General features: G+C 66.3%; 24 protein-coding genes. 12 read left to right on the top strand and 12 right to left on the bottom strand.

The annotated features are described in order from the left end of the window. Positions 1–5: 5 nt before the first annotated feature. The 6 genes from phoB to DFR40_RS02135 form a co-directional block, all read right to left on the bottom strand. Complete coding sequence (gene phoB / locus DFR40_RS02160) at positions 6–692, bottom strand: phosphate regulon transcriptional regulator PhoB (protein WP_121456854.1); 687 nt, start codon at positions 690–692, stop codon at positions 6–8. Beyond that, positions 689–1,378, bottom strand: a complete 690-nt coding sequence (gene phoU, locus DFR40_RS02155; RefSeq protein WP_121456853.1) for a phosphate signaling complex protein PhoU — start codon at positions 1,376–1,378, stop codon at positions 689–691. The genes phoB and phoU overlap by 4 nt, the downstream gene beginning before the upstream one ends. Positions 1,379–1,389: 11 nt before the next feature. Then, positions 1,390–2,169, bottom strand: a complete 780-nt coding sequence (pstB, locus tag DFR40_RS02150) for a phosphate ABC transporter ATP-binding protein PstB (protein WP_121456881.1) — start codon at positions 2,167–2,169, stop codon at positions 1,390–1,392. A 56-nt stretch (positions 2,170–2,225) separates the two neighbouring features. Further along, positions 2,226–3,161, bottom strand: coding sequence for a phosphate ABC transporter permease PstA (gene pstA / locus DFR40_RS02145; protein WP_121456852.1), 936 nt, complete (start codon positions 3,159–3,161; stop codon positions 2,226–2,228). A 1-nt stretch (position 3,162) separates the two neighbouring features. Beyond that, entirely contained in the window at positions 3,163–4,098 is a 936-nt protein-coding gene (gene pstC, locus DFR40_RS02140) for a phosphate ABC transporter permease subunit PstC (RefSeq protein ID WP_121456851.1), read from the bottom strand. Between the two features lie 95 nt (positions 4,099–4,193). Further along, positions 4,194–5,192, bottom strand: a complete 999-nt coding sequence (locus DFR40_RS02135; RefSeq protein ID WP_121456850.1) for a PstS family phosphate ABC transporter substrate-binding protein — start codon at positions 5,190–5,192, stop codon at positions 4,194–4,196. Positions 5,193–5,359: 167 nt separating this feature from the next. Between DFR40_RS02135 and DFR40_RS02130 the strand changes: the two genes are divergently transcribed. From DFR40_RS02130 to DFR40_RS02100, 7 genes are all read left to right on the top strand, one after another. Further along, a complete protein-coding gene (locus DFR40_RS02130; protein ID WP_121456849.1) occupies positions 5,360–7,036 on the top strand; it encodes a methyl-accepting chemotaxis protein in 1,677 nt (558 codons plus the stop codon). Between the two features lie 66 nt (positions 7,037–7,102). Beyond that, on the top strand, positions 7,103–7,438 hold the full coding sequence (locus tag DFR40_RS02125) for an ArsR/SmtB family transcription factor (protein WP_121456848.1): 336 nt from the start codon (positions 7,103–7,105) through the stop codon (positions 7,436–7,438). Beyond that, a complete protein-coding gene (locus DFR40_RS02120) occupies positions 7,435–7,935 on the top strand; it encodes an arsenate reductase ArsC (protein WP_121456847.1) in 501 nt (166 codons plus the stop codon). Before DFR40_RS02125 ends, DFR40_RS02120 begins: the two co-directional genes overlap by 4 nt. Further along, complete coding sequence (gene arsB, locus DFR40_RS02115; RefSeq protein WP_121456846.1) at positions 7,932–9,011, top strand: ACR3 family arsenite efflux transporter; 1,080 nt, start codon at positions 7,932–7,934, stop codon at positions 9,009–9,011. The genes DFR40_RS02120 and arsB overlap by 4 nt, the downstream gene beginning before the upstream one ends. Continuing rightward, positions 9,008–9,577, top strand: a complete 570-nt coding sequence (locus DFR40_RS02110; protein ID WP_121456845.1) for a sigma-70 family RNA polymerase sigma factor — start codon at positions 9,008–9,010, stop codon at positions 9,575–9,577. The genes arsB and DFR40_RS02110 overlap by 4 nt, the downstream gene beginning before the upstream one ends. A gap of 64 nt (positions 9,578–9,641) precedes the next feature. Continuing rightward, entirely contained in the window at positions 9,642–10,688 is a 1,047-nt protein-coding gene (locus tag DFR40_RS02105; protein ID WP_121456844.1) for a permease, read from the top strand. An 11-nt stretch (positions 10,689–10,699) separates the two neighbouring features. Next, complete coding sequence (locus tag DFR40_RS02100) at positions 10,700–10,930, top strand: thioredoxin family protein (RefSeq protein ID WP_121456843.1); 231 nt, start codon at positions 10,700–10,702, stop codon at positions 10,928–10,930. A 59-nt stretch (positions 10,931–10,989) separates the two neighbouring features. Here the strand turns inward: DFR40_RS02100 and DFR40_RS17105 are convergent, their stop codons facing one another. Further along, the gene (locus DFR40_RS17105) at positions 10,990–11,514 is read right to left on the bottom strand and encodes a hypothetical protein (RefSeq protein WP_170160137.1); all 525 of its coding nucleotides are present in this window, start codon (positions 11,512–11,514) and stop codon (positions 10,990–10,992) included. 111 nt (positions 11,515–11,625) lie between these two features. Between DFR40_RS17105 and rpiA the strand changes: the two genes are divergently transcribed. Then, complete coding sequence (rpiA, locus tag DFR40_RS02085) at positions 11,626–12,294, top strand: ribose-5-phosphate isomerase RpiA (RefSeq protein ID WP_121456840.1); 669 nt, start codon at positions 11,626–11,628, stop codon at positions 12,292–12,294. A gap of 60 nt (positions 12,295–12,354) precedes the next feature. Then, the gene (locus tag DFR40_RS02080; RefSeq protein ID WP_121456839.1) at positions 12,355–12,906 is read left to right on the top strand and encodes a hypothetical protein; all 552 of its coding nucleotides are present in this window, start codon (positions 12,355–12,357) and stop codon (positions 12,904–12,906) included. Positions 12,907–13,009: 103 nt separating this feature from the next. On the opposite strand, the gene DFR40_RS02075 is transcribed toward DFR40_RS02080, so the two are convergent. Then, positions 13,010–14,839 carry a GGDEF domain-containing protein gene (locus DFR40_RS02075; RefSeq protein ID WP_121456838.1) on the bottom strand — a complete coding sequence of 610 codons (1,830 nt, stop codon included), beginning with the start codon at positions 14,837–14,839 and terminating at the stop codon, positions 13,010–13,012. 48 nt (positions 14,840–14,887) lie between these two features. Between DFR40_RS02075 and DFR40_RS02070 the strand changes: the two genes are divergently transcribed. The 3 genes from DFR40_RS02070 (at position 14,888) to DFR40_RS02065 (ending at position 15,725) form a co-directional block, all read left to right on the top strand. Further along, on the top strand, positions 14,888–15,247 hold the full coding sequence (locus DFR40_RS02070) for a hypothetical protein (RefSeq protein ID WP_245985576.1): 360 nt from the start codon (positions 14,888–14,890) through the stop codon (positions 15,245–15,247). 14 nt (positions 15,248–15,261) lie between these two features. Next, a complete protein-coding gene (locus tag DFR40_RS17100; protein WP_170160136.1) occupies positions 15,262–15,426 on the top strand; it encodes a hypothetical protein in 165 nt (54 codons plus the stop codon). Between the two features lie 89 nt (positions 15,427–15,515). Further along, complete coding sequence (locus DFR40_RS02065) at positions 15,516–15,725, top strand: hypothetical protein (RefSeq protein WP_121456837.1); 210 nt, start codon at positions 15,516–15,518, stop codon at positions 15,723–15,725. 65 nt (positions 15,726–15,790) lie between these two features. Here the strand turns inward: DFR40_RS02065 and DFR40_RS02060 are convergent, their stop codons facing one another. Genes DFR40_RS02060 through DFR40_RS02045 form a run of 4 tightly spaced genes read right to left on the bottom strand, consistent with a single transcriptional unit; the run spans position 15,791 to position 19,651 of the window. Then, complete coding sequence (locus DFR40_RS02060) at positions 15,791–16,063, bottom strand: oxidative damage protection protein (protein ID WP_121456836.1); 273 nt, start codon at positions 16,061–16,063, stop codon at positions 15,791–15,793. Between the two features lie 29 nt (positions 16,064–16,092). After that, positions 16,093–17,412: an amino-acid N-acetyltransferase gene (argA, locus tag DFR40_RS02055; protein WP_121456835.1), complete on the bottom strand. Its 1,320-nt coding sequence runs from the start codon at positions 17,410–17,412 to the stop codon at positions 16,093–16,095. 1 nt (position 17,413) lies between these two features. Then, positions 17,414–18,910 (bottom strand): polyphosphate:AMP phosphotransferase, encoded by a 1,497-nt coding sequence (pap, locus tag DFR40_RS02050; protein ID WP_121456834.1) that lies wholly within the window; start codon positions 18,908–18,910, stop codon positions 17,414–17,416. Positions 18,911–18,913: 3 nt separating this feature from the next. Then, a complete protein-coding gene (locus DFR40_RS02045; RefSeq protein WP_121456833.1) occupies positions 18,914–19,651 on the bottom strand; it encodes a 16S rRNA (uracil(1498)-N(3))-methyltransferase in 738 nt (245 codons plus the stop codon). Positions 19,652–19,660 lie beyond the last annotated feature (9 nt).

Raw genomic sequence — 19,660 nt, 5'->3', positions numbered from 1 at the left:
TGCCGTCAGGCTCCCCGGAAACGGTAGCCGGTGCCGCGCACGGTTTCGACCCGCTCGTGGTGGCCGGTCGATTCGAGGGCGGCGCGCAGGCGACGGATATGGACGTCGACGGTGCGCTCCTCGATGAAGACGTGGTCGCCCCAGACTTCGTCGAGCAGCTGGGCGCGGGTGTAGACGCGCTCGGCGTGGGTCATGAAGAAGAAGAGCAGGCGGAACTCGGTCGGCCCGAGCTCGATCGGCTGGCCGCCGGCGAGCACGCGATGGGTCGCCGGGTTGAGCTGGAGGTCGCCGACCTCGACCGCTTCGCCGGCCAGGTGCGGGGCGCGGCGGCGCAGCACGGCGCGGACGCGGGCGACCAGCTCCTTCGGCGAGAAGGGCTTGGTCACGTAGTCGTCGGCGCCGGCGTCGAGGCCCTGGACCTTGTCTTCTTCATGCACGCGGGCGGTGAGCATGATGATCGGGATCTCGCGGGTGCGTTCGTCGCCGCGGATCTTCTTGGCCAGCGCAACGCCGGACTGGCCGGGCAGCATCCAGTCGAGAATGACCAGGTCGGGCAACGCGGCGCGGATCGCCGAATCGGCTTCTTCGGCGCTGGCGGCACGCACGGCGAGGAAGCCGGCGTGCTTGAGGTTGATCACAACCAGTTCCTGAATCGCCGGTTCGTCCTCGACGACCAGAATCGTCGGTGTCACTTGATGGCCTCCTTGTCATGGCGGATATCGCGGCCTTCGACGACGAACACCACCTGCTCGGAGATGTTCTTGGCATGGTCGCCGATGCGTTCGATGGCCCGCGAGATCGAGATGATGTCGATCGAGGTCGTAATGGTACGCGGGTCTTCCATCATGTGCGTGATCAACTGACGGATGATCGACTTGAATTCGACATCGACGTCCTCGTCGGCACGGATGACGCTGAGCGCAAGCTTGCCGTCGAGCCGGGCGAAGGCGTCGAGCGCCTGGCGCACCATCGTCAGCGCGGCTTCGGCCAGGTGGCGGATGCCGACGCCGTACTGGGTCGGCATGTGGCCGGCTTCGTAGATGCGGCGGACGCCCTTGGCGATCTTCTTGGCTTCGTCGCCGGCGCGTTCGAGGTCGGTGACGATCTTGCTGATGCCGAGGACCAGGCGCAGGTCGGAGGCGGTCGGCTGGCGCTTGGCGATGATGTGGGCGCAGTCGTCGTCGATCGCCTTCTCGAGGTCGTTCACCTTGCGGTCGGTCTCGATGATGCTCTTGACGCTGGCGACCTCGCCCGTCGAATAGGCATCGATCGCCGACGAGATCTGGGTTTCGACCAGGCCGCCCATTTGCAGCACATGCGTGCGCAGGCGGGCGAGGTCCTCGTCGAACTGGCTGGATACGTGCAGGGAATCAGGCATTTTCGTTCTCCTCAGCCCATGCGGCCGGTGATGTAGTCTTCGGTACGCTTGTCGTTCGGCTTGATGAAGATTTCATCGGTCTTGCCGAACTCGATCATCTCGCCCAGGTACATGTAGGCGGTGTAGTCGGAAACGCGCGCTGCCTGCTGCATGTTGTGGGTGACGATGAGGATGGTGACGCGCTTCTTCAGTTCGTGCACCAGTTCCTCGATGGCGCCGGTGGCGATCGGGTCGAGCGCCGAGGTCGGCTCGTCGAAGAGCAGCAGTTCGGGATCGGTGGCCAGCGCGCGGGCAATGCACAGGCGCTGCTGCTGACCGCCGGAAAGGTTCGGCGCCAGGTCCTGCAGGCGGTCCTTCACTTCTTCCCAGATGGCGGCGCCGCGCAGCGCCTGCTCGACCTTCTCGTCGAGGATGCGCTTGTTGCTCTCGCCGCGCACGCGCAGGCCGTAGGCGACGTTCTCGTAGATCGTCTTGGGGAAGGGGTTCGGCTTCTGGAAGACCATGCCGACGCGCATCCGCACTTCGATCGGATCGACTTCCGGCGACAGCAGGTTGGTGTTGTCCGGGTAGAAGCGGATCTCGCCCTCGTAGCGGTTGCCCGGGTAGAGGTCGTGCATGCGGTTGAAGCTGCGCAGGTAGGTCGACTTGCCGCAGCCCGAAGGCCCGATCAGCGCGGTGACCTTCTTGTCGTAGATCGGCATGTTGATGTTCTTCAGGGCCTTGGCTTCGCCGTAGTAGAAGTTGAGGTTGCGGGCCTCGGCCTTGAGTTGGGGTTTGTCGTGAGTTTGCATTTGCGGTTCCATTTCGAAATTCGGTTTTTCGGCGTTTCCGGCGGTCGACCGTGCACTTACCACTTGATGTTCTTGCGCATCCGGTAGCGCAACCAGATGGCGACGGCGTTCATCGACAGGACCATGCCCATCAGCACGAAGCCGGCAGCGGCGGCGTTGACCTCGAAGGCCGGGTCGGGACGCGAGGTCCAGTTGAAGATCTGGATCGGCATCACCGTGAAGGGCGACATCACCCAGTCGAACAGCCCGGCCGACGCGCCATCCATGCCGGTGGCGGTGAAGGGCACCGGCGGCAGGAAGGCGATGAAGGTGAGCGCGCCGATGGTGATGATCGGGGCGGTTTCGCCGATCGCACGGGCGAGGCCGATGATCACGCCGGTCAGGATGCCGGGCATGGCGTAGGGGATGATGTGGTAGCGGCAGGTCTGCCAGCGCGTCGCACCGACCGCCATCGAGCCTTCGCGGATCATCGACGGGATCGCCCGGATCGCCTCGCGAGTGGCGACGATGACGATCGGCAGGATGAGCAGCGCCAGCGTCAGGCCGGCCGAGAGGATGCTCTGGCCGAAGCCGAAGGTGTAGACGAAGATGCCGAGCGCGAGCAGGCCATAGACGATCGACGGGACGGCGGCGAGATTGGTGATGTTGATCTCGATGATGTCGGTGATCCAGTTGCGCTTGGCGTATTCCTCGAGGTAGATGCCGGCGGCGACGCCGAGCGGCACGGCGGCGGCGGCGGTGACCAGCATCACCAGCAGCGTGCCGACCCAGGCCGAGAGGATGCCGGACTGGGAGGCGCGACGCGAGGCGAACTCGGTGAAGAATTCGAGGTTGAGGCGGTCGAGGCCGCGCATCAGCATGTCGCCGACGAGCAGGAAGATCACCAGCAGGCCGATCGCCAGGCAGATGATGCCGAGGGCCTGGAAGACCGTGTCCTTGAGTTTGCCGCGGGCGATCAGCACGCGGATTTGTTCGGTAGTCATCGGTTGCATGTTAGTAAGCCTCACGGAAGCGACGGCGCAGCCATTGGCCGAGAATGTTGAAGAGCAGCGTGATCAGCAGCAGCGTCAGGCCGGCGGCGAAGATCGTCTGGTAGCCGATCGAGCCGTGCGGCAGGTCGCCGAGCGCCACCTGGACGATGTAGGAGGTGATCGTCGCGGCCGGTTCCATCGGATTCCAGGTCAGGTTCGGCTGCATGCCGGCGGCGACCGCCAGGATCATGGTTTCGCCGACAGCCCGCGAGATGCCCAGGATGTAGGAAGCGGCCAGGCCGGAGACGGCGGCCGGGACGACGACGTGGATCGCGGTGTAGAGCTTGGTCGCGCCCATCGCGTAGGAGCCTTCGCGCATGCTCATCGGCACCGCGCGCATCGCGTCCTCGGACAGCGAGGCGATGTAGGGAACGATCATGATGCCCATCACCAGGCCGGCCGAGAGCAGCGAGAAGCCGGGCAGCTCCGGGAAGATCTTCTGCAGCAGCGGGGTGACGATCAACAGCGCGAAATAGCCGAAGACGATGGTCGGAATGCCGCCGAGCAGTTCAAGCACCGGCTTGGCGACTTCGCGGACCTTGGGATTGGCGAACTCCGACAGGTAGATCGCGATGATCGTGCCCATCGGGATGGCGACGGCGAGCGCCACGCCGGAAGAAACAAGGGTGCCCGAGATGAGCACCATGATGCCGTAGTGGGCATCGTCGAACAGCGGGGTCCACTGCGTGTCGGTGAGGAACTCGACGATGCTGACGTTCTGGAAGAAATGGATGGACTCGGTGACGAGCACATAGACGATGCCGATCGTCGTCAGCACCGACACCGCGGCGGCGGCGAAGAGGACGCTCTCGATCAGGCGCTCGCTGACGTGGCGCATGGCGTTCTTGGCCAGGCGGTCGCTGACCTGCGGCAGGTCGGAGGCGGAATTTGCGGACATGGCGTGATTCACTTGAAGGTTCCTTTCGGAAACGGGGCCTGCCCATGCGGACCGGCCCCTTGCGGCGACGGACCGAAGGGTCCGTCAGGTGCTGCTTACATCTTGGCTTCGCGCTTCATCAGCTCTTCGATGGTGATGCCGACTTCGTTCTTGCCACCGAACACGGTGCCGTACTTCTTGTCCTTGACGTGCTTCAGGTTGCCTTCGTAGGCGGCCTTCGGCAGCGGCACGTACTTGACTTCGCGGACCAGCTTCTCGGCGTTCTTCATGTAGAACTCGAGGAACTCGCGGACTTCCGGCTTCTGCAGCGACTTGGCCTTGACATAGACGAAGATCGGGCGCGACAGCGGCACGTAGCTGCCGTTCTCGACGTTGGCGCCGGACGGTTCGACCGCCTTGCCGGTCTTCGGATTGACGATCGGCAGACCCTTCAGGCGAGACATGTTCTCGGCGTAGTAGGCGTAACCGAAGTAGCCGATGCCATTGACGTCGCGCGAGACGCCCTGGACCAGCACGTTGTCGTCTTCGGAAGCGGTGTAGTCGCCGCGCGAGGACTTGGCCTTGCCGACGATGGCTTCGGTGAAGTATTCGAAGGTGCCCGAATCGGCGCCGGCGCCGAACAGCTTGACCGGCGCGTCCGGCCAGGCCGGGTTGACCTGGTTCCACTTGGTGATCGTGCCCTGGGCAGCCGGTTCCCACAGCTTCTTCAGCTCTTCGACGGTGGCTTGCTTGAGGAAGCTGTTCTTCGGGTTGATGACGACGGTCAGCGCGTCGTAGGCGACCGGCATTTCGACGTATTCGACGCCGGCGGCCTTGCAGTCTTCCATTTCCTTGGCGGTGATCGGACGCGAGGCGTTCTGGAAATCGGTCTCGTCACGGCAGAACTTCTTGAAGCCGCCACCGGTACCGGAAATGCCGACCGTCACCTTGACTGCGTTCTTCTTGGCTTTCTGGAAATCTTCGGCGACGGCTTCGGTGATCGGGTAGACGGTCGAGGAGCCGTCGATCTTGACGACCTGCGCGTGAGCGGCCTGGGCAAACAGGGCGACGCCGGCAACGGCGAGCGCGGAAACGAGCTTGGACTGCTTGAACATGAATGGACTCCTGTTGGGTGGAAGTAGTGACAGGACGCAGGTTACCCAGCGTTTGTTACAGCCGGATGACAGGCTGTAACAAAGCGTCGCCGCCCCCCTGGCACCGCAAAACGCCTGAAATATTCGGGGTATACGCTGACGACTTTGTCATTTAAGGCGATTTGATTGTGAAATTTATCAATTCACTCTCCATCCGCGGCGGCATCCTCGCCCTGGTCGGCGTCGGCGGCGGTCTCGGCATCGCGCTGCTGCTCACCGCGCTGCTCAGCCTGCAGGGTTTCCGCAACGACGTGCACGAGGAAGCCGGCCAGGTCGCCCGGGCGAGCCAGGCGCTGGCCGGCGTCAGTGCCGCCCAGAACGCCTTTCAGGCCCAGCAGCGCGGGCTCAACGCAATGATGCTGCGCAGCTTCATGAGCAGCGAGTTCGACAAGGGCAGGGCCGAGTTCGACGCCGGCCGGCGCGCCTTCGCCGCCGCCCTCGACCAGCTCGAGGCGCTGCAGCGTGCCGGCCTGCCGGCCGCCGGCCTGCCGGCCGCCGGCCGGATCGCCGAGCTGCGCCCGCTGGCCGACGAGCTCAACCGGCTCTACGACGACGTCCTCGCCGGCAATTCGCCGGGCGAGCCGAAATACATCCAGATGGTCGATGCCGGCATCCGCGACGCCGACACGCCGCTGATCGCCGCCCTTGCCGAAACCTTCGCGGCAATCGCCGCGGCCAGCAGCGACAGTGCCGCCACTGCCGCCGCGCTGGCCGACCGCCGCTTTGCCGAAGCGGCGGCGCTGGTGCTCGCCGTCGGCCTGGCCGGCTCGGCGGCCTTCCTGATCCTCGCCTTGGCCATCGGCCGCAACATTCTCGGCCGCCTCGGCGGCGAACTGGCACCGGTGGTCGCGGCGACGCGCCGGGTTGCCGACGGCGACCTGAGCCGCACGCTGGGCAGCGGCAAGGCCGCCGCGCATTCGCTGGTGGCGGCCATCGACGACATGCAGGAACGCCTGCGCCGGCTGATCGGCGAGGTCAAGCTCGGTGCCGAAACCACCGCCGGCAACGCCCTGGCACTGCGCCAGGCAACCCGCGAAGTGGCCGAGACCAACAGCCAGCAAAGCGATTCGGCAGCGATGATCACCGCCGCGATCGAGGAACTGACCACGGCCATCGCGGTGATGGCCGAAAGCGCCGGCAGCGCCGCCGACGCCACCCGCGTCACCCGGGAAACCGCCGGCGAGAGCGGGCGCATCATCCAGGCGGCGATCCAGGAAATCGGCAACATCTCCGGCGAGGCACGCAGCTCGGCGGCCTCGATGCAGGAGCTGCAGCAGCACACCCAGCAGATTTCCGGCTTCGCCCGCGAGATCAAGGAGATTTCCGAACAGACCAACCTGCTCTCGCTCAACGCCGCGATCGAAGCCGCCCGCGCCGGCGAAAGCGGCCGCGGCTTCGCCGTCGTCGCCGACGAGGTGCGCAAGCTGGCCACCCGCACCGCCGACACCACACGCATGATCGAAAACCTGGTCGGCCGCCTCGGCGATGCCGCCGCGCGCAGCAGCGGTGCCGTCGCCGCCACCGCCGAACGCTCGCGCCGCGGCACCGAGCTCGCCGCGCAGGCGGAGAGCGCGATCGCCCGCATCGAGGATTTCTGCGAACGCTCGGCGGTCGCCGCCCGCGAGATCGTCGACGTCCTCGGCGAGCAACGCCTGGCCGCCGAACAGATTGCCCAGAACACCGAACGCATGGCGCAGATGATCGAACGCGGCGCCCGCGCCGCCCAGTCCTCGTCGACCAACGCCGACGAAGTCGCCGCCCTGGCCGACCGCCTGCGCGAATCGACGCTGCGCTTCTGCGTTTAGCGCGCCAAGGGCGAGCGCAGCCGGTCGCCCTTGCCCGCAGATCATCATTTCGATTATTCTATAAATATGGATATCGAACTTGCCACCACCGCACTCAAGGCACTCGCTCATGAAACCCGGCTGCGCGTCTATCGTCGCCTGGTCCAGGCGGGCAAGGGCGGGCTCTGCGTCGCCGACCTGGCCGCCGAACTCGACACCGAGGCCAACGGCAGCTTCAGCTTCCATCTCAAGGAGCTCAGCCGTGCCGGATTGATCGCCAGCCGCCAGGAGGGGCGCTTCATTTTCTACATCGCCGACTATCCGGCGATGAACGACCTGCTCGGCTACCTGACCGAGCACTGCTGCGCCGGCCTGCCCTGCGGCGAGCAGCAACATGCCTGTACGCCGACGGAGAAAGCATGAACCGCAAACCCTTCAACGTGCTGGTGCTATGCACCGGCAACTCGGCCCGCTCCATCCTCGGCGAGGCCTTGTTCAACCATCTCGGCGGCGGCCGCATCCGCGCCTTTTCGGCCGGCAGCCGGCCGACCGGCACGGTCAATCCGCTGGCACTGGAGACCCTGGCGAAGCACGGCATCCCCTTGCCCGAGGCGCGCAGCAAGTCATGGGACGAGTTCGTCGGCGGCGACGCACCGCAGATCGACTTCATCTTCACCGTCTGCGCCGCGGCGGCCGGCGAAACCTGCCCGATCTGGCCTGGCCACCCCACCACTGCGCACTGGGGCATCGCTGATCCGGCGCATGTCGAACCACTGGAAGCCCGCCGCGCAGCCTTCGAACAAGCCTATGCGCAGTTGCGCGAGCGCGTCGAGGCCTTCGTCAAATTGCCGCTGGCAAGCCTGTCGACCGTCGAAGTCCGCGACGCGGCGCGCAAGATCCATGCGGAGGCATCGGCATGAGCGCGCAGTGCGGTGTTGCCGCGAAACAGGCGGCCGGAGCGCCGATCGGCTTCTTCGAGCGCTACCTGAGCCTCTGGGTGGTGCTCTGTATCGTCGCCGGCATCCTGCTCGGCCAGTGGTTTCCGGCGGCTTTCCAGGCACTCGGGCGGATCGAGTACGCCCAGGTCAACCTGCCGGTCGGCCTGCTGATCTGGGTGATGATCGTGCCGATGCTGATGAAGATCGACTTCGCCTCGATCAGCGAGGTCCGCGAGCAGAAGGCCGGCATCGGCATCACGCTGTTCGTGAACTGGGCGGTCAAACCGTTCACCATGGCCGCGCTCGGCTGGCTGTTCATCCGCCATGTCTTCGCCCCCTGGCTGCCGGCCGACCAGCTCGACAGCTACATCGCCGGCCTGATCCTGCTCGGCGCGGCGCCATGTACGGCGATGGTCTTCGTCTGGAGCAACCTGTGCCGAGGCGACGCCAACTTCACCATTTCGCAGGTGGCGCTCAACGACCTCGTCATGGTCTTCGCCTTCGCTCCGATCGTCGCGCTGCTGCTCGGCGTCTCGGCGATCCCGGTGCCCTGGGACACGCTGCTGCTGTCGGTGGTGATGTACATCGTCATCCCGCTGGCGATCGCCCAGGCGCTGCGCCGGCATTTCCTGCGTGGCGGTGAAAATGCCTTCAAACAGGCAGTCGACCGTATCGCACCGTTCACCATCGCGGCGCTGCTGGCGACCCTGGTGCTGCTCTTTGCCTTCCAGGGCGAGGCCATCGTCAAGCAGCCGCTGATCATCGCCATGCTCGCCGTGCCGATCCTGCTGCAGGGCCTGCTGATCGCCGCCATCGGCTACTGGCTCTGCCGCAAGTTCGCTGTCCGGCACGACGTCGCCGGCCCGGCGACGATGATCGGCGCCTCGAATTTCTTCGAACTCGCCGTCGCCGTTGCCATCGTCCTCTACGGCTTCGACTCCGGCGCCGCGCTGGCCACCGTCGTCGGCGTGCTGATCGAGGTGCCGGTGATGCTCTGGCTGGTAAGGATGGTCAATTCGACCCGGGCCTGGTACGAAAAACCGCTGTCGCATCGATGATTGCATCCGGCCAAGCGGTCGCTCCCGACCGCCCCTGCCTGAGCCGCGCCTGGCGCGAAACGCGTGGCGAACTGCACGGCTGGCTGCGCCACCGGCTCGACGGCGACGCCGAGGCCGAGGACCTCCTGCAGGAGGTCTTCCTGCGCGCCCTGCGCCAGGGCGACGCCTTCTGCCGGCTGGACAACCCGCGCGCCTGGCTGTTTCAGGTCGCGCGCAATGCGCTGACCGACCGCCTGCGCGCCCGTCACCCGCAAGTCGAACTGCCCGACGATCTGGCCGCTGCCGACAACGAGCTGCCGGCACCGGTCGAGCAGCTGAGCCAGTGCCTGCCGCGCGCGCTGGCCGAACTCTCGGCCAGCGACCGCCTGGCGATCGAGCTCTGCGACATCGCCGGCCAGCCGCAACAGGCGCTGGCCGAACGACTCGGCATCTCGCTGTCCGGCGCCAAGTCGCGCCTGCAGCGTGCCCGTCTGCGTCTGCGGGCACGCCTGGTCGAGGGGTGCCAGGTCTGCTTCGACGATGCCGGCCAGGTGGCCGGTTTCATCCCGCGGCCACCTCTCGACTGAGCGCCTGCGTCTTTTTCCCGGTTCGTCCGTCTTCACGGTCGACCACGCATTTCCGGGAAAAACCATGTCCGCCTTCCGCCTGCTTCCACCGACCCGCAGCCCCGCCTGGCTGGCCCTGATCACGCTCGGCGCGGTGCTGTGGATTGCCAGCTACAGCCATCTGGTCGAATTCGCCGACCGGATCATCGGCCTGCTCGGTTTCGACCGCAGCACCCGCTTGGGCGAGGCACTGCATTTCTTCTTCTACGACACGCCGAAAGTCCTGTTGCTGCTGACCGGCGTCGTTTTCGTCATGGGCATCGTCCATACCTTCTTCACGCCGGAACGTACGCGGGCGCTGCTGGCCGGCCGCGCAGCCTCGGTCAACTACCTGCTGGCGGCCCTGCTCGGCGCGGTGACGCCGTTCTGCTCATGCTCCGCAGTGCCGCTGTTCATCGGCTTCCTGTCGGCCGGTGTGCCGCTCGGCATCACGCTGACTTTCCTGGTCGCAGCGCCAATGATCGACCAGATCGCCGTTGTCATGCTGTTCGCGATGTTTGGCTGGAAAGTGGCGGCGCTGTATTTCGGCTTCGGCATCGCGTTGGCAGTCAGCGCCGGCATGATCCTGGCACGGATGGATCTGGAGCACCTGCTCGAAGACTGGGTCGTCGTCATCCAGCAGAACGGTGCGCTGGACATCGAAATGGCCACGCCGACCTGGCCCGAACGCTTCGCCTCGGCCTGGGCCAGCGTCAAGGAAATCGTCGGCCGCGTCTGGCCTTACGTGATGGTCGGCATCGCCATCGGTGCCGGCATCCACGGCTACGTACCGCAGGAACTGATGGCGACGCTGATGGGCAAGGATGCCTGGTGGGCGGTGCCGGCAGCAGTCGGCATCGGCGTGCCGATGTACACCAATACCGCCGGCGTCATTCCCATCGTCGAGGCGCTTTACGGCAAAGGCGCGGCGATGGGCACGCTGCTCGCGTTCATGATGAGCGTGGTCGCCTTGTCATTGCCGGAAATGATCATCCTGAGGAAGGCGCTCAAGCTGAAGCTGATCGCCATCTATGCCGCCATCGTCGCCAGCGGCATCGTCATCGTCGGCTACCTGTTCAACTTCATTCTTTAAGGAGAGATGCCATGAAGGACATCAAGGTACTCGGTACCGGCTGCGCCAACTGCCGCACCACGGTCAAGCTGATCGAGGAAGTCGCTAGCGAGCGCAATGTTGCGGTCAACATCACGAAAATCGAGGATTTGCCGGAAATCATGAAATACGGCGTGATGTCGACGCCCGGCGTGGTTGTCGACGGCAAGGTGGTGCACGCCGGCGGCGTCCCGGATCGGACCAGGATCGAGAGCTGGCTCTAGGCAGCCCCGTCCGGCGTCCTGGGGCTGCACCAGCGGGCGAACGGGATCGCCCGCACCGATCACTTCTTGCTCGGCCGGCCGGTCTTGATGCGTTCGACGCGGTCGGTCACCGCCTTCAGTTCGGTGTCGTTGAGTGCCGCCAGCGCGGCGATGCCGGCGCGCAGCAGTTCGCTCTTCTTGATCTCGCTGCCGAGCGCGCCGAGGCGTTTCTTGAGCACCGCGATCTGGGCGTATTCGGCCTCGGGCATGGCGTAGCTGTCGCGTACCAGCTTGGCCTTCTTGACCTTGGCCGGCTTGCTTGCCTTGGCCGGCTTGGCCTTCGCCGCCGGCGCCGGCTCGTAGCTGATCGCCTCGGCCTTCTCGAGCGCGGCGGCGAGTTCCTTCTGGTGCCGGGCAACCGTCTCGGCGACGGCCGGGGCCTTGCGCGGCGAGCGTGCCCGGACGGTGGCGGCAACGGTCGCCGGCGCGGCGGCCTTGGCGGCCGGTGCCGGCTTGGCAACGGGCTTGGCTGCCGGCTTGGCGGCGGGCTGGCGGGTGGCGGGTTTCGCCGGTTGGCGCTTGGGCGCCTGCTTGCTGTCGGTCATCACTGCTCTCCCATGAAAACGGTATGCGCAGTTTAGCGATTCCTCGCTGTCACAAGATTAAAGTTTTTTGACAGGTAAAATGCGCGCCAACACCATTCACGGAGAATTGCCATGACCCAGGACGAACTCAAGCAGGCGGTCGCCCAGGCGGCGGCCGACCATGTCGCCGAACAGGCGCCGGCCGGCGCGATTATTGGCGTCGGCACGGGGTCGACCGCCAACTTCTTCATCGATGCGCTGGCCGCGCACAAGGACCGCTACCGCGGCGCCGTCGCCAGTTCGGAGGCGACGCGCAAGCGCCTCGAGAGCCACGGCATCGCCGTGCTCGACCTCAACGACGTCGATTGCATCCCGATCTACGTCGATGGCGCCGACGAGATCGACGCCGGCCTGAACATGATCAAGGGCGGCGGCGGCGCGCTGACGCGCGAGAAGATCGTCGCCGCGGTCGCCGAGCGCTTCGTCTGCATCGCCGATGGCTCGAAGCTGGTCGACACCATGGGCAAGTTCCCGCTGCCGGTCGAGGTCATCCCCATGGCCCGCGCCCACGTCGCCCGCCAGCTGACCAAGCTCGGCGGCACGCCGGTGCTGCGCGAAGGCTTCGTCACCGACAACGGCAACCTGATCCTCGATGTCCGCGGTCTCTCGATCAGCGATCCCAAGGGGCTGGAAGCGCAGATCAACCAGATCGTCGGCGTCGTCACCAACGGCCTGTTCGCGATGCGCCCGGCCGACCTGCTGCTGCTCGGCACCGACACCGGGGTACGCCGCATCGGCTGAGTCATCGGCCTGTCACATCGGGGCGCTAGGCTGGCCGGACTCAATCGCCGGGAGCGCCCCATGTTCTTGTCCGCTCAGGAAATCGCCGCCAGCCGCGAACACGCGCTGAACCACCTGCTCGGCCTTTCGGCCAGCCTGCTCCACGGCGGCCAGCGCCTCAACGAACTGCTCGCCGCCACCGGCCGCGCCAGCATCGAGCAGGGCAGCCGCCACTGGTCGGCGCTCGGCCACGGCCAGGTCGAATCGCTGACCCGCTTTCCCGCCAGCCTCTGGCTCGATGCACTGGCCCGCAGCAGCGAACTGCTCGAGGGCACCTGGGCGATCGTCGGCGATACCCAGAAAGCGCTGCTGCGGACCAGCGAAGGACAGATCCGGGTGATCGACGAAATCGTCTTCGCCAGCCTTCGCCACGCCGAGAAAAACAGCCCGCCCGAGGCCGAGCTCGCGCTCGGTGCGCTGCGCAAGACGCTGGTCGGCGCCGAGAAGACACTTCAGGAAATCAATGCCGCCGCCATCGAGGGGGTCGAACAGGCCAGCCTCGAGATGCGCCAGCTCTCGGCCGCGCTCGGCGAGCCGCGCGCGCCGCGGCGGCGCAGCCGCAACGCCGCCTGAGCGACAGGACCAACCCCGTCTCTCTTCCTTTCAACCCGGCTGCGGCCGGGTGCTTTTTTGCCTGGATTCGACGGTCGACCGTCAAATCCAGGCAAAAAGCGTTTCAGTTGAGCTGGCGAACGACCGGGCCGCCACCGTCGACATTCGGCCGGCGGCGCTCGATGAAGACGCTGCCGCCGATGACGCCGCCCGGTTCCTTGGCCCGTTTCTTGGCCTGCTTCTTGGCCACCGAGGCGGCGGCGGCGACTTCGCGATGCGACTCGAAATGCCCGGCGCCAACGCGCACGGCGCCGATCGACAAGGTCGGCAGGCTCTGGAAGCCAAGCTCGCCGCGCCGGTTTTCGGCCATGTAGCCGCCCTGCGCACGCTCCTCGGGCGCGATCATCGCCTCCATGCGCTCGGCGAAGCCGCGCACCAGCTGCCAGCAGCGCATTTCCCAGTCGTGGCTCTGGAAAACGACGAAGAAGTCGTCGCCGCCGATGTGCCCGACGAAGTCGTTGCGCGGATCGACGGCCTCGCAGACCAGCTGGCCGAGCGTCTGGATCAGGTCGTCGCCGCGCCGGTAGCCGAAGTTGTCGTTGAACGGCTTGAAGTTGTCGATATCGATGTAGGCGGCGACGAACTCGGCATCGGCGGTGAGCATCCGGTCGATGTGCTCGTTGATCGGCACGTTGCCCGGCAGCTGGGTCAGCGGATTGGCGTAGCGGGCGGCGCTGATCTGCATCTCGGTGATCGTGCCCATCAGGTCCTGGCTGCTGCCGACACCGAGGTAGCGCCCGTCGCCGGTGACGATGAAGCCGTCGTAGAGGTAGTGCTTGGGCGCCAGCGCCAGCATCAGCGCCAGTTCCTGGATGCTCGCCTGCTGGTCGACGATCAGCGGCGCGTGATCCATGAACAGCTCGCAGCTCTTGCTGCCATAGAGCTCGCGCCGGAACGGCCTGGCAAAGCGGTCGATCAGGCTGTGCCGGTTGAGCATGCCGACCGGCTGGCCGCCATTGACCACAGGCAGCACATAGAGCTCGGGATCGGCTTCGAAACGGGCGATCGCGACATCGTTGGTGGCGGTGTGCGGCAACGGCTCGATCGGTCGCAGCAGGGTCCGCGCCGTCGGCAGCTTGCCCGGCCCGGCGGCCAGCGGCGTCACCGAGACCCGGCGCTGGTCGAGCGCGCCGGCAACCGTCTGCGGCAGCTGGCGCGGCGGCGTCACCGCCGGCTTGGCGATGAAGAAACCCTGGCCGCAGGCGATACCCATGTCGCGGATGCAGTTGAAATCCTCGACCGACTCGATCCCCTCGGCAACCAGCGAGGCATTGCAGATCTCGGCCAGATCCTGCATGGCGCGGACGAAGTGGTACTTGATCCGGTCGTCGGCGATGCCGCGCACGAAGTGCTTGTCGATCTTGACGAACTCCGGACGCAGGTCCGACCACATGCGCAGGTTGGCAAAGCCCTCGCCGAGATCGTCGATGGCGATCTGGAAGCCGCGCCCGCGGTAGTGCAGCAGGGCCTCCTGGATGCCCGGCAGGTCGGTGATCTGCTGGTTCTCGGTCAGCTCGAGGACAATCCGGTTGGCCGGCAGGCCAAGCTCGCGCAGCAAGGACTGGGTGTGTCCGTTCATCAGCAGCGGATCGAGCAGGCAACCCGGGGTGACGTTGAGGAACAGGCGGCCGACCAGGGCCTGGCCGGCGAAACCGCGCAGGCTGGCCTCGCGGCAGGCGTGCTCGAGCGCCAGACCGAGCCCGGCGCGCTTGGCGGCGGCGAAGAGGGCGTCGGGCGCATGCAGCCGGCTGCCTTCCGGGCCGCGGATCAGCGCTTCGTAGCCGAACACCGCCCGCGCCCGGAAATCGACGATCGGCTGGAAGACGGGCACCAGCAGGCCGCGCGCGAGGATGTCGCGCAGTTCGGCGGTTTCGTTGTCGATCAGGGAGAGCATGGATGGCGGCCGGGGAAACGGATACGGGAAACCCAGTTTAGGCGGCGCATGTTTCAGTTCGGTGACACCCGGCGCCACGACCATCGCCGCTGTCATGTCGATGTAATCAAGGGGCGGCATGCTGGCAGCGCCTGCAACGCCCTGTCCACGACCATGACGACGACGCCTGCGATGACCGACGACCTGCAGTACTGCTATTGCTGCCGGGTGCATCACCCGCGCGACCAGATGCGCCTCTATCCGACCCGCGCCGGCCATCGCTGGCGCTGCGTGCGCAGCATCGAGGCGGCCCGCCTTGACCGCCAGAGTCGCGACGCCTTCGGCCGGCAACAAACCCGCATCAACCACGAGACGAGCCAGCGCCAGGCCGCCTGGAACCTGCTGCAGCGCCTCGGCAAAACCCTCTGACACTGGAGCCAAGCATGAACAAGCAGCGCGACATCGCCAGCTTTCCCGAACTGTTCGACGGCATGGAACAGTTTCTCGACGAACAACTGCTGCGCCTCAAGCAGGCCGGCCTGTGGTCGGCGACGCTGGCCGTCAGCGGCGGCCTGGTGGTGGCCTGGCTGCTCGAACGGGCGGCCTGAAAGCGGAAAAAAATCGCTTCGTCATTGCCAAAAAACGCATCCGGTATATCATCGCCATGCCAACAGGGACATGACAAAAGGAGCCGTGCATGCAAGCAAGCGCCCACCAGCAGCACCACGACACCGCCAGACTCAGGCTCGCCACCGGCAACGGCGATACCTGGCTGGCACCCAGCGAACTCGAGGGCGACAGCGCCAGCATCGACAACGCCATCCGCCTGGCCTGGCTATGGCTGGGCGGCGTGCTGCTGCCGAGTGCCGGCATCGTCCTCTACGCGATCGGTCACTTCCGCTACTGAAGCGCACGCCGTAAACGACGAGGCCCCCGCCGCGGCGGGGGCCTTGCTTTTGCGTCGTCGCCGGCTCAGGACTGCGGCGGCACGTAGCCCTGGATCTGGTCGGCACCGTCGCCGAAGAAGTGCTTCTCGACCTGTTCGGCGAGGTACTTGCGGTGGCGGGCATCGACCAGGTTGAGGCGATTCTCGTTGATGATCATCGTCTGCAGCTTGATCCACTGCTGCCAGGCTTCCTTCGAGACATTCTCGAAGATGCGCTGGCCGAGCGCGCCGGGATAGGGCGGCAGGTCGAGGCCTTCGGCCTCGCGGCCGAGCTTGATGCAATTGACGGTACGTGCCATGTGTTACTCCGTGGAAAGACTTCGCCGCATTATAAGGTCTTGAACAGGACCTTCGAACGCCGCTGGTAGTTGTACATCTCCTTTTTTGCCGCCGGCAGGTCGTCGACCGTGCCCAGCTTGAAACCGCGCTCGACGAACCAGTGTTCGGTGCGCGTGGTCAGCACGCACAGGCGCTTGATCCCGGCTTTCTTGGCGCGGCGGACGATGCGCTCCATCAGTTGCTCGCCGTAGCCCCATTCGCGGTGCTCGGGGCTGACCGCCAGGCAGGCCAGCTCGGCCTCCTCGGGCGAGTGCTGGTAGAGCGCGGCGCAGCCGACGATGATGCCGTCGTGGAGCATGATCGAGAACTGCTCGATCTCGCGCTCGAGCAGCTCGCGCGGCCGGTGCACGAGGATGCCCTCCTGCTCCATCGGCTCGATCAGGGCGATCAGCGCGGCGATGTCGTCGGGCTTGGCCTCGCGGATGTTTTCCAGCGATTCGCGGGTGACCACGGTGCCGACGCCGTCGTGGGTGAACAGCTCGCGCAGCAGCGCGCCGTCCTGGGTGTAGCCGATCAGGTGCACACGGCCGACGCCGACGCGGCTGGCCCGCACCGCGCAGGGCAGGTAGCGCATGATGTCGTTGCTCAGCCAGCCGGCGTCGCGCAGCAGCTGCGAGGCCTCGTCGGCGGTCACCGCGTCGAGCAGCTCGCCGGATTCGTCGGTAACGCCACGGCTGTCGGTGAGATAGACGAGCTTGTCGGCCTTGATCGCGACGGCGATCGCCTCGGCGACCTCTTCCATCTGCAGGTTGAAGATCTCGCCGGTCGGCGACGGCCCCTCGCAGTTGAGCAGCACGATGTTGCCCAAGCCGAGCTGGGCGTTGATGCCCTCGCTGTCGACCTTGCGCACCTTGCCGGCGTAGTGCATGTCGATCCCGTCGAGCACGCCGATCGGCTGGCCGGTGATGAAATTGCCGCCGATCACGCGGATCCGGCTGTTGGCCATCGGCGTGTTGGGCAGCCCCTGCGACAGCATCGCCTCGATCTCGAGGTACACGCTGCCGACCGCGTCGAGCACGCAGTCGAGGGTCTCCGCATCGGTGATGCGATAGCCGCGGTGGTATCGCGACTCCAGGTTCTTCTCGCGCAGCTCTTCCTCGATCTGCGGCCGCGCCCCGTGCACCAGCACCAGGCGGATGCCCAGGCTGGCCAGCAGGTTGACGTCGTAGGCCAGCGTCTTGATGAACTCGCTGGCGATCGCCTTGCCGCCGAAGGCGATGACGAAGGTCTTGCCGCGGAAGGCGTTGATGTAGGGCGTGACGGCCCGGAACCAGGAGACGAAGTGGTCGTCGTACGGCGTGTCGCTCATGTCAGTTCTTTTTTCCTGCGCCCTTGAGGGCGGCTTCGAGACGCTCGCAGACGGTCTTCAGCACCTTCACGCGGGCAAAGTTCTTGTCGTTGGCTTCGACCAGGGTCCACGGCGCCAGGCCGGTCGAGGTCCGGTCGACCATGTCGCAGACGGCGGCGACGTACTGGTCCCATTTCTCGCGGTTGCGCCAGTCCTCGTCGGTGATCTTGAAGCGCTTGAACTCGGTGTCCTGGCGCTCCTTGAAGCGACGCAGCTGTTCGTCGGCGGAAATCTGCAGCCAGAACTTGACGACGACGGCGCCGGCCTCGACCAGCTGGTGCTCGAAGTCGTTGATCTCGGCGTAGGCGCGCAGCCAGTCGGCCTCGGAACAGAACCCCTCGACCCGCTCGACGAGCACCCGCCCATACCAGGATCGGTCGAAGATGGTCGCCCGGCCGGTGCGCGGCAGGTGGCGCCAGAAGCGCCAGAGGTAGGGCTGGGCGCGCTCTTCCTCGGTCGGCGCAGCGATCGGGACGATCTGGTACTGACGGGCATCCATCGCCGCGCCGACGCGGCGGATGCTGCCGCCCTTGCCGGCCGCGTCGGAGCCCTCGAAGACCAGCACCAGCGAATGGTGCTCGGTGAAGCGCGGGTCGCGGACCAGTTCGGACAGGCGCGACTGGTACTTCGCCAGCTGGCTTTCGTAGTCCTTCTTACCCAGCTTCTGGTCGAGGTCGAGTTCGCTGAGCACGTTCTTGCGGTCGATCGGATGCACGATCGGCGGCGCCACCGGTACCTGCTGCAGGGGCTGCTGCAGACGGCGCTGCATGGCGTCGAGGACGATCCGGCCGACCGTCAGCGAACGGTAGGCGTCGTCGGTGCCCTCGACGATGATCCACGGCGCCTTGGCGGTATTGGTGACGCGCAGCACGTGCCCGGCGACATCCTGCAGCTTGTCGTAGGTCTTCAGGCGGTCGTAGCTTTCCTGGGTCACCCGCCAGGCAGTGCGCGGGTCCTTCTCGAGCGCCTTGAGGCGCTTTTTCTGGCCGTCCTTCGAAAGGTGGAACCAGAACTTGAGGACCAGCGCCCCCTCGTTGACCAGCATTGCCTCGAAGCGGTTGATGTCGTCGAGTCGCTCGTCGAGTTCGGAACGGCGCAACGCGCCGGTGATGCGATCGGCGATCGGCTGCGAATACCACGACCCGGCGAAGATGCCGACCTTGCCCTTGGCCGGCAGGGCGCGCCAGTAGCGCCACATCGCCGGCCGCTCGGCCTCCTCGTCGCTCGGCGCGGAAAAGGCCAGCGTCGAGATGTGACGCGGGTCCATCCATGAGTAGAGCAGGTTGATGGTTTCGCCCTTGCCGCTGCCGTCGACCCCGGAAATCAGGATGACCACCGGGAATTCCTTCTTCTGCAGGACGTCGTACTGGACGTCGAGCAGCGCCGCGCGCAGCTTGGGCACCTCCTGCTTGAACGTTTCCTTGTCGATCTCGTGACCGAGTTCCGCCGATTCGAACATCTTCTACCCCTCCCTGAAATCCCCCCAGAGCGCCTGCAACGCCGCCAGCGCCGCCAGCCCTGCCGTTTCCGTGCGCAGCACGCGCGGCCCCAGGCGTACCGCCCGGAATCCGGCCTGCCGCGCCGCGATCATTTCCTGCGGATCGAGCCCCCCTTCGGCCCCGATCAGCAACTGCACCCGCGTCGCCGGCACCAGGTCGGCCAGCGTTTCCTCGGCATCCGGCGCCAGCATCAGGCGCAGGCCGCCGTCGGCCGGCCGCGCCAGCCACTGCTCCAGGCGCTCGAGCGGCGCCACCAGCGGCACCTGGTTGCGCCCGCATTGCTCGCAGGCCGAGGCGGCAACGCCCTGCCAGTGGGCAACGCGCTTGCCGGCACGGTCGCCGGCCAGCTTGAGCACGCTGCGCCGGCTGTCGACCGGAACGATGTCGCGGACACCGAGCTCGACCGCCTTCTGGATCGTGAAATCCATCTTGTCGCCGGCCTGCAGCGCCTGCACCAGCGTCACCGCCAGCCGCGATTCGCGCTCGACGTCGCGCCAGTCGGCCAGCTCGGCGAAAACGCGGTTTTTCTCGATGCGCTCGATGTGCGCCAGGTATTCGCCACCACGGCCGTCGAACAGCACCATCGGCGCCCCCGGCGGCAGGCGCAGGACGCGCACGGCGTGGCGGGCAACCGGCTCGGGCAACTCGACGTGGGCGCCCGGCGAAAGGGCCTCCCGGCAATAGAAACGGGGCAGATTCATCGATGCTAT

It is taken from the genome of Azonexus fungiphilus (assembly GCF_003634965.1).
Classification (GTDB): Bacteria; Pseudomonadota; Gammaproteobacteria; order Burkholderiales; family Rhodocyclaceae; genus Azonexus; species Azonexus fungiphilus.
The sequence above is the reverse complement of the archived record's forward strand: the minus strand, read 5'-3'. Positions and strand labels throughout refer to the sequence as shown.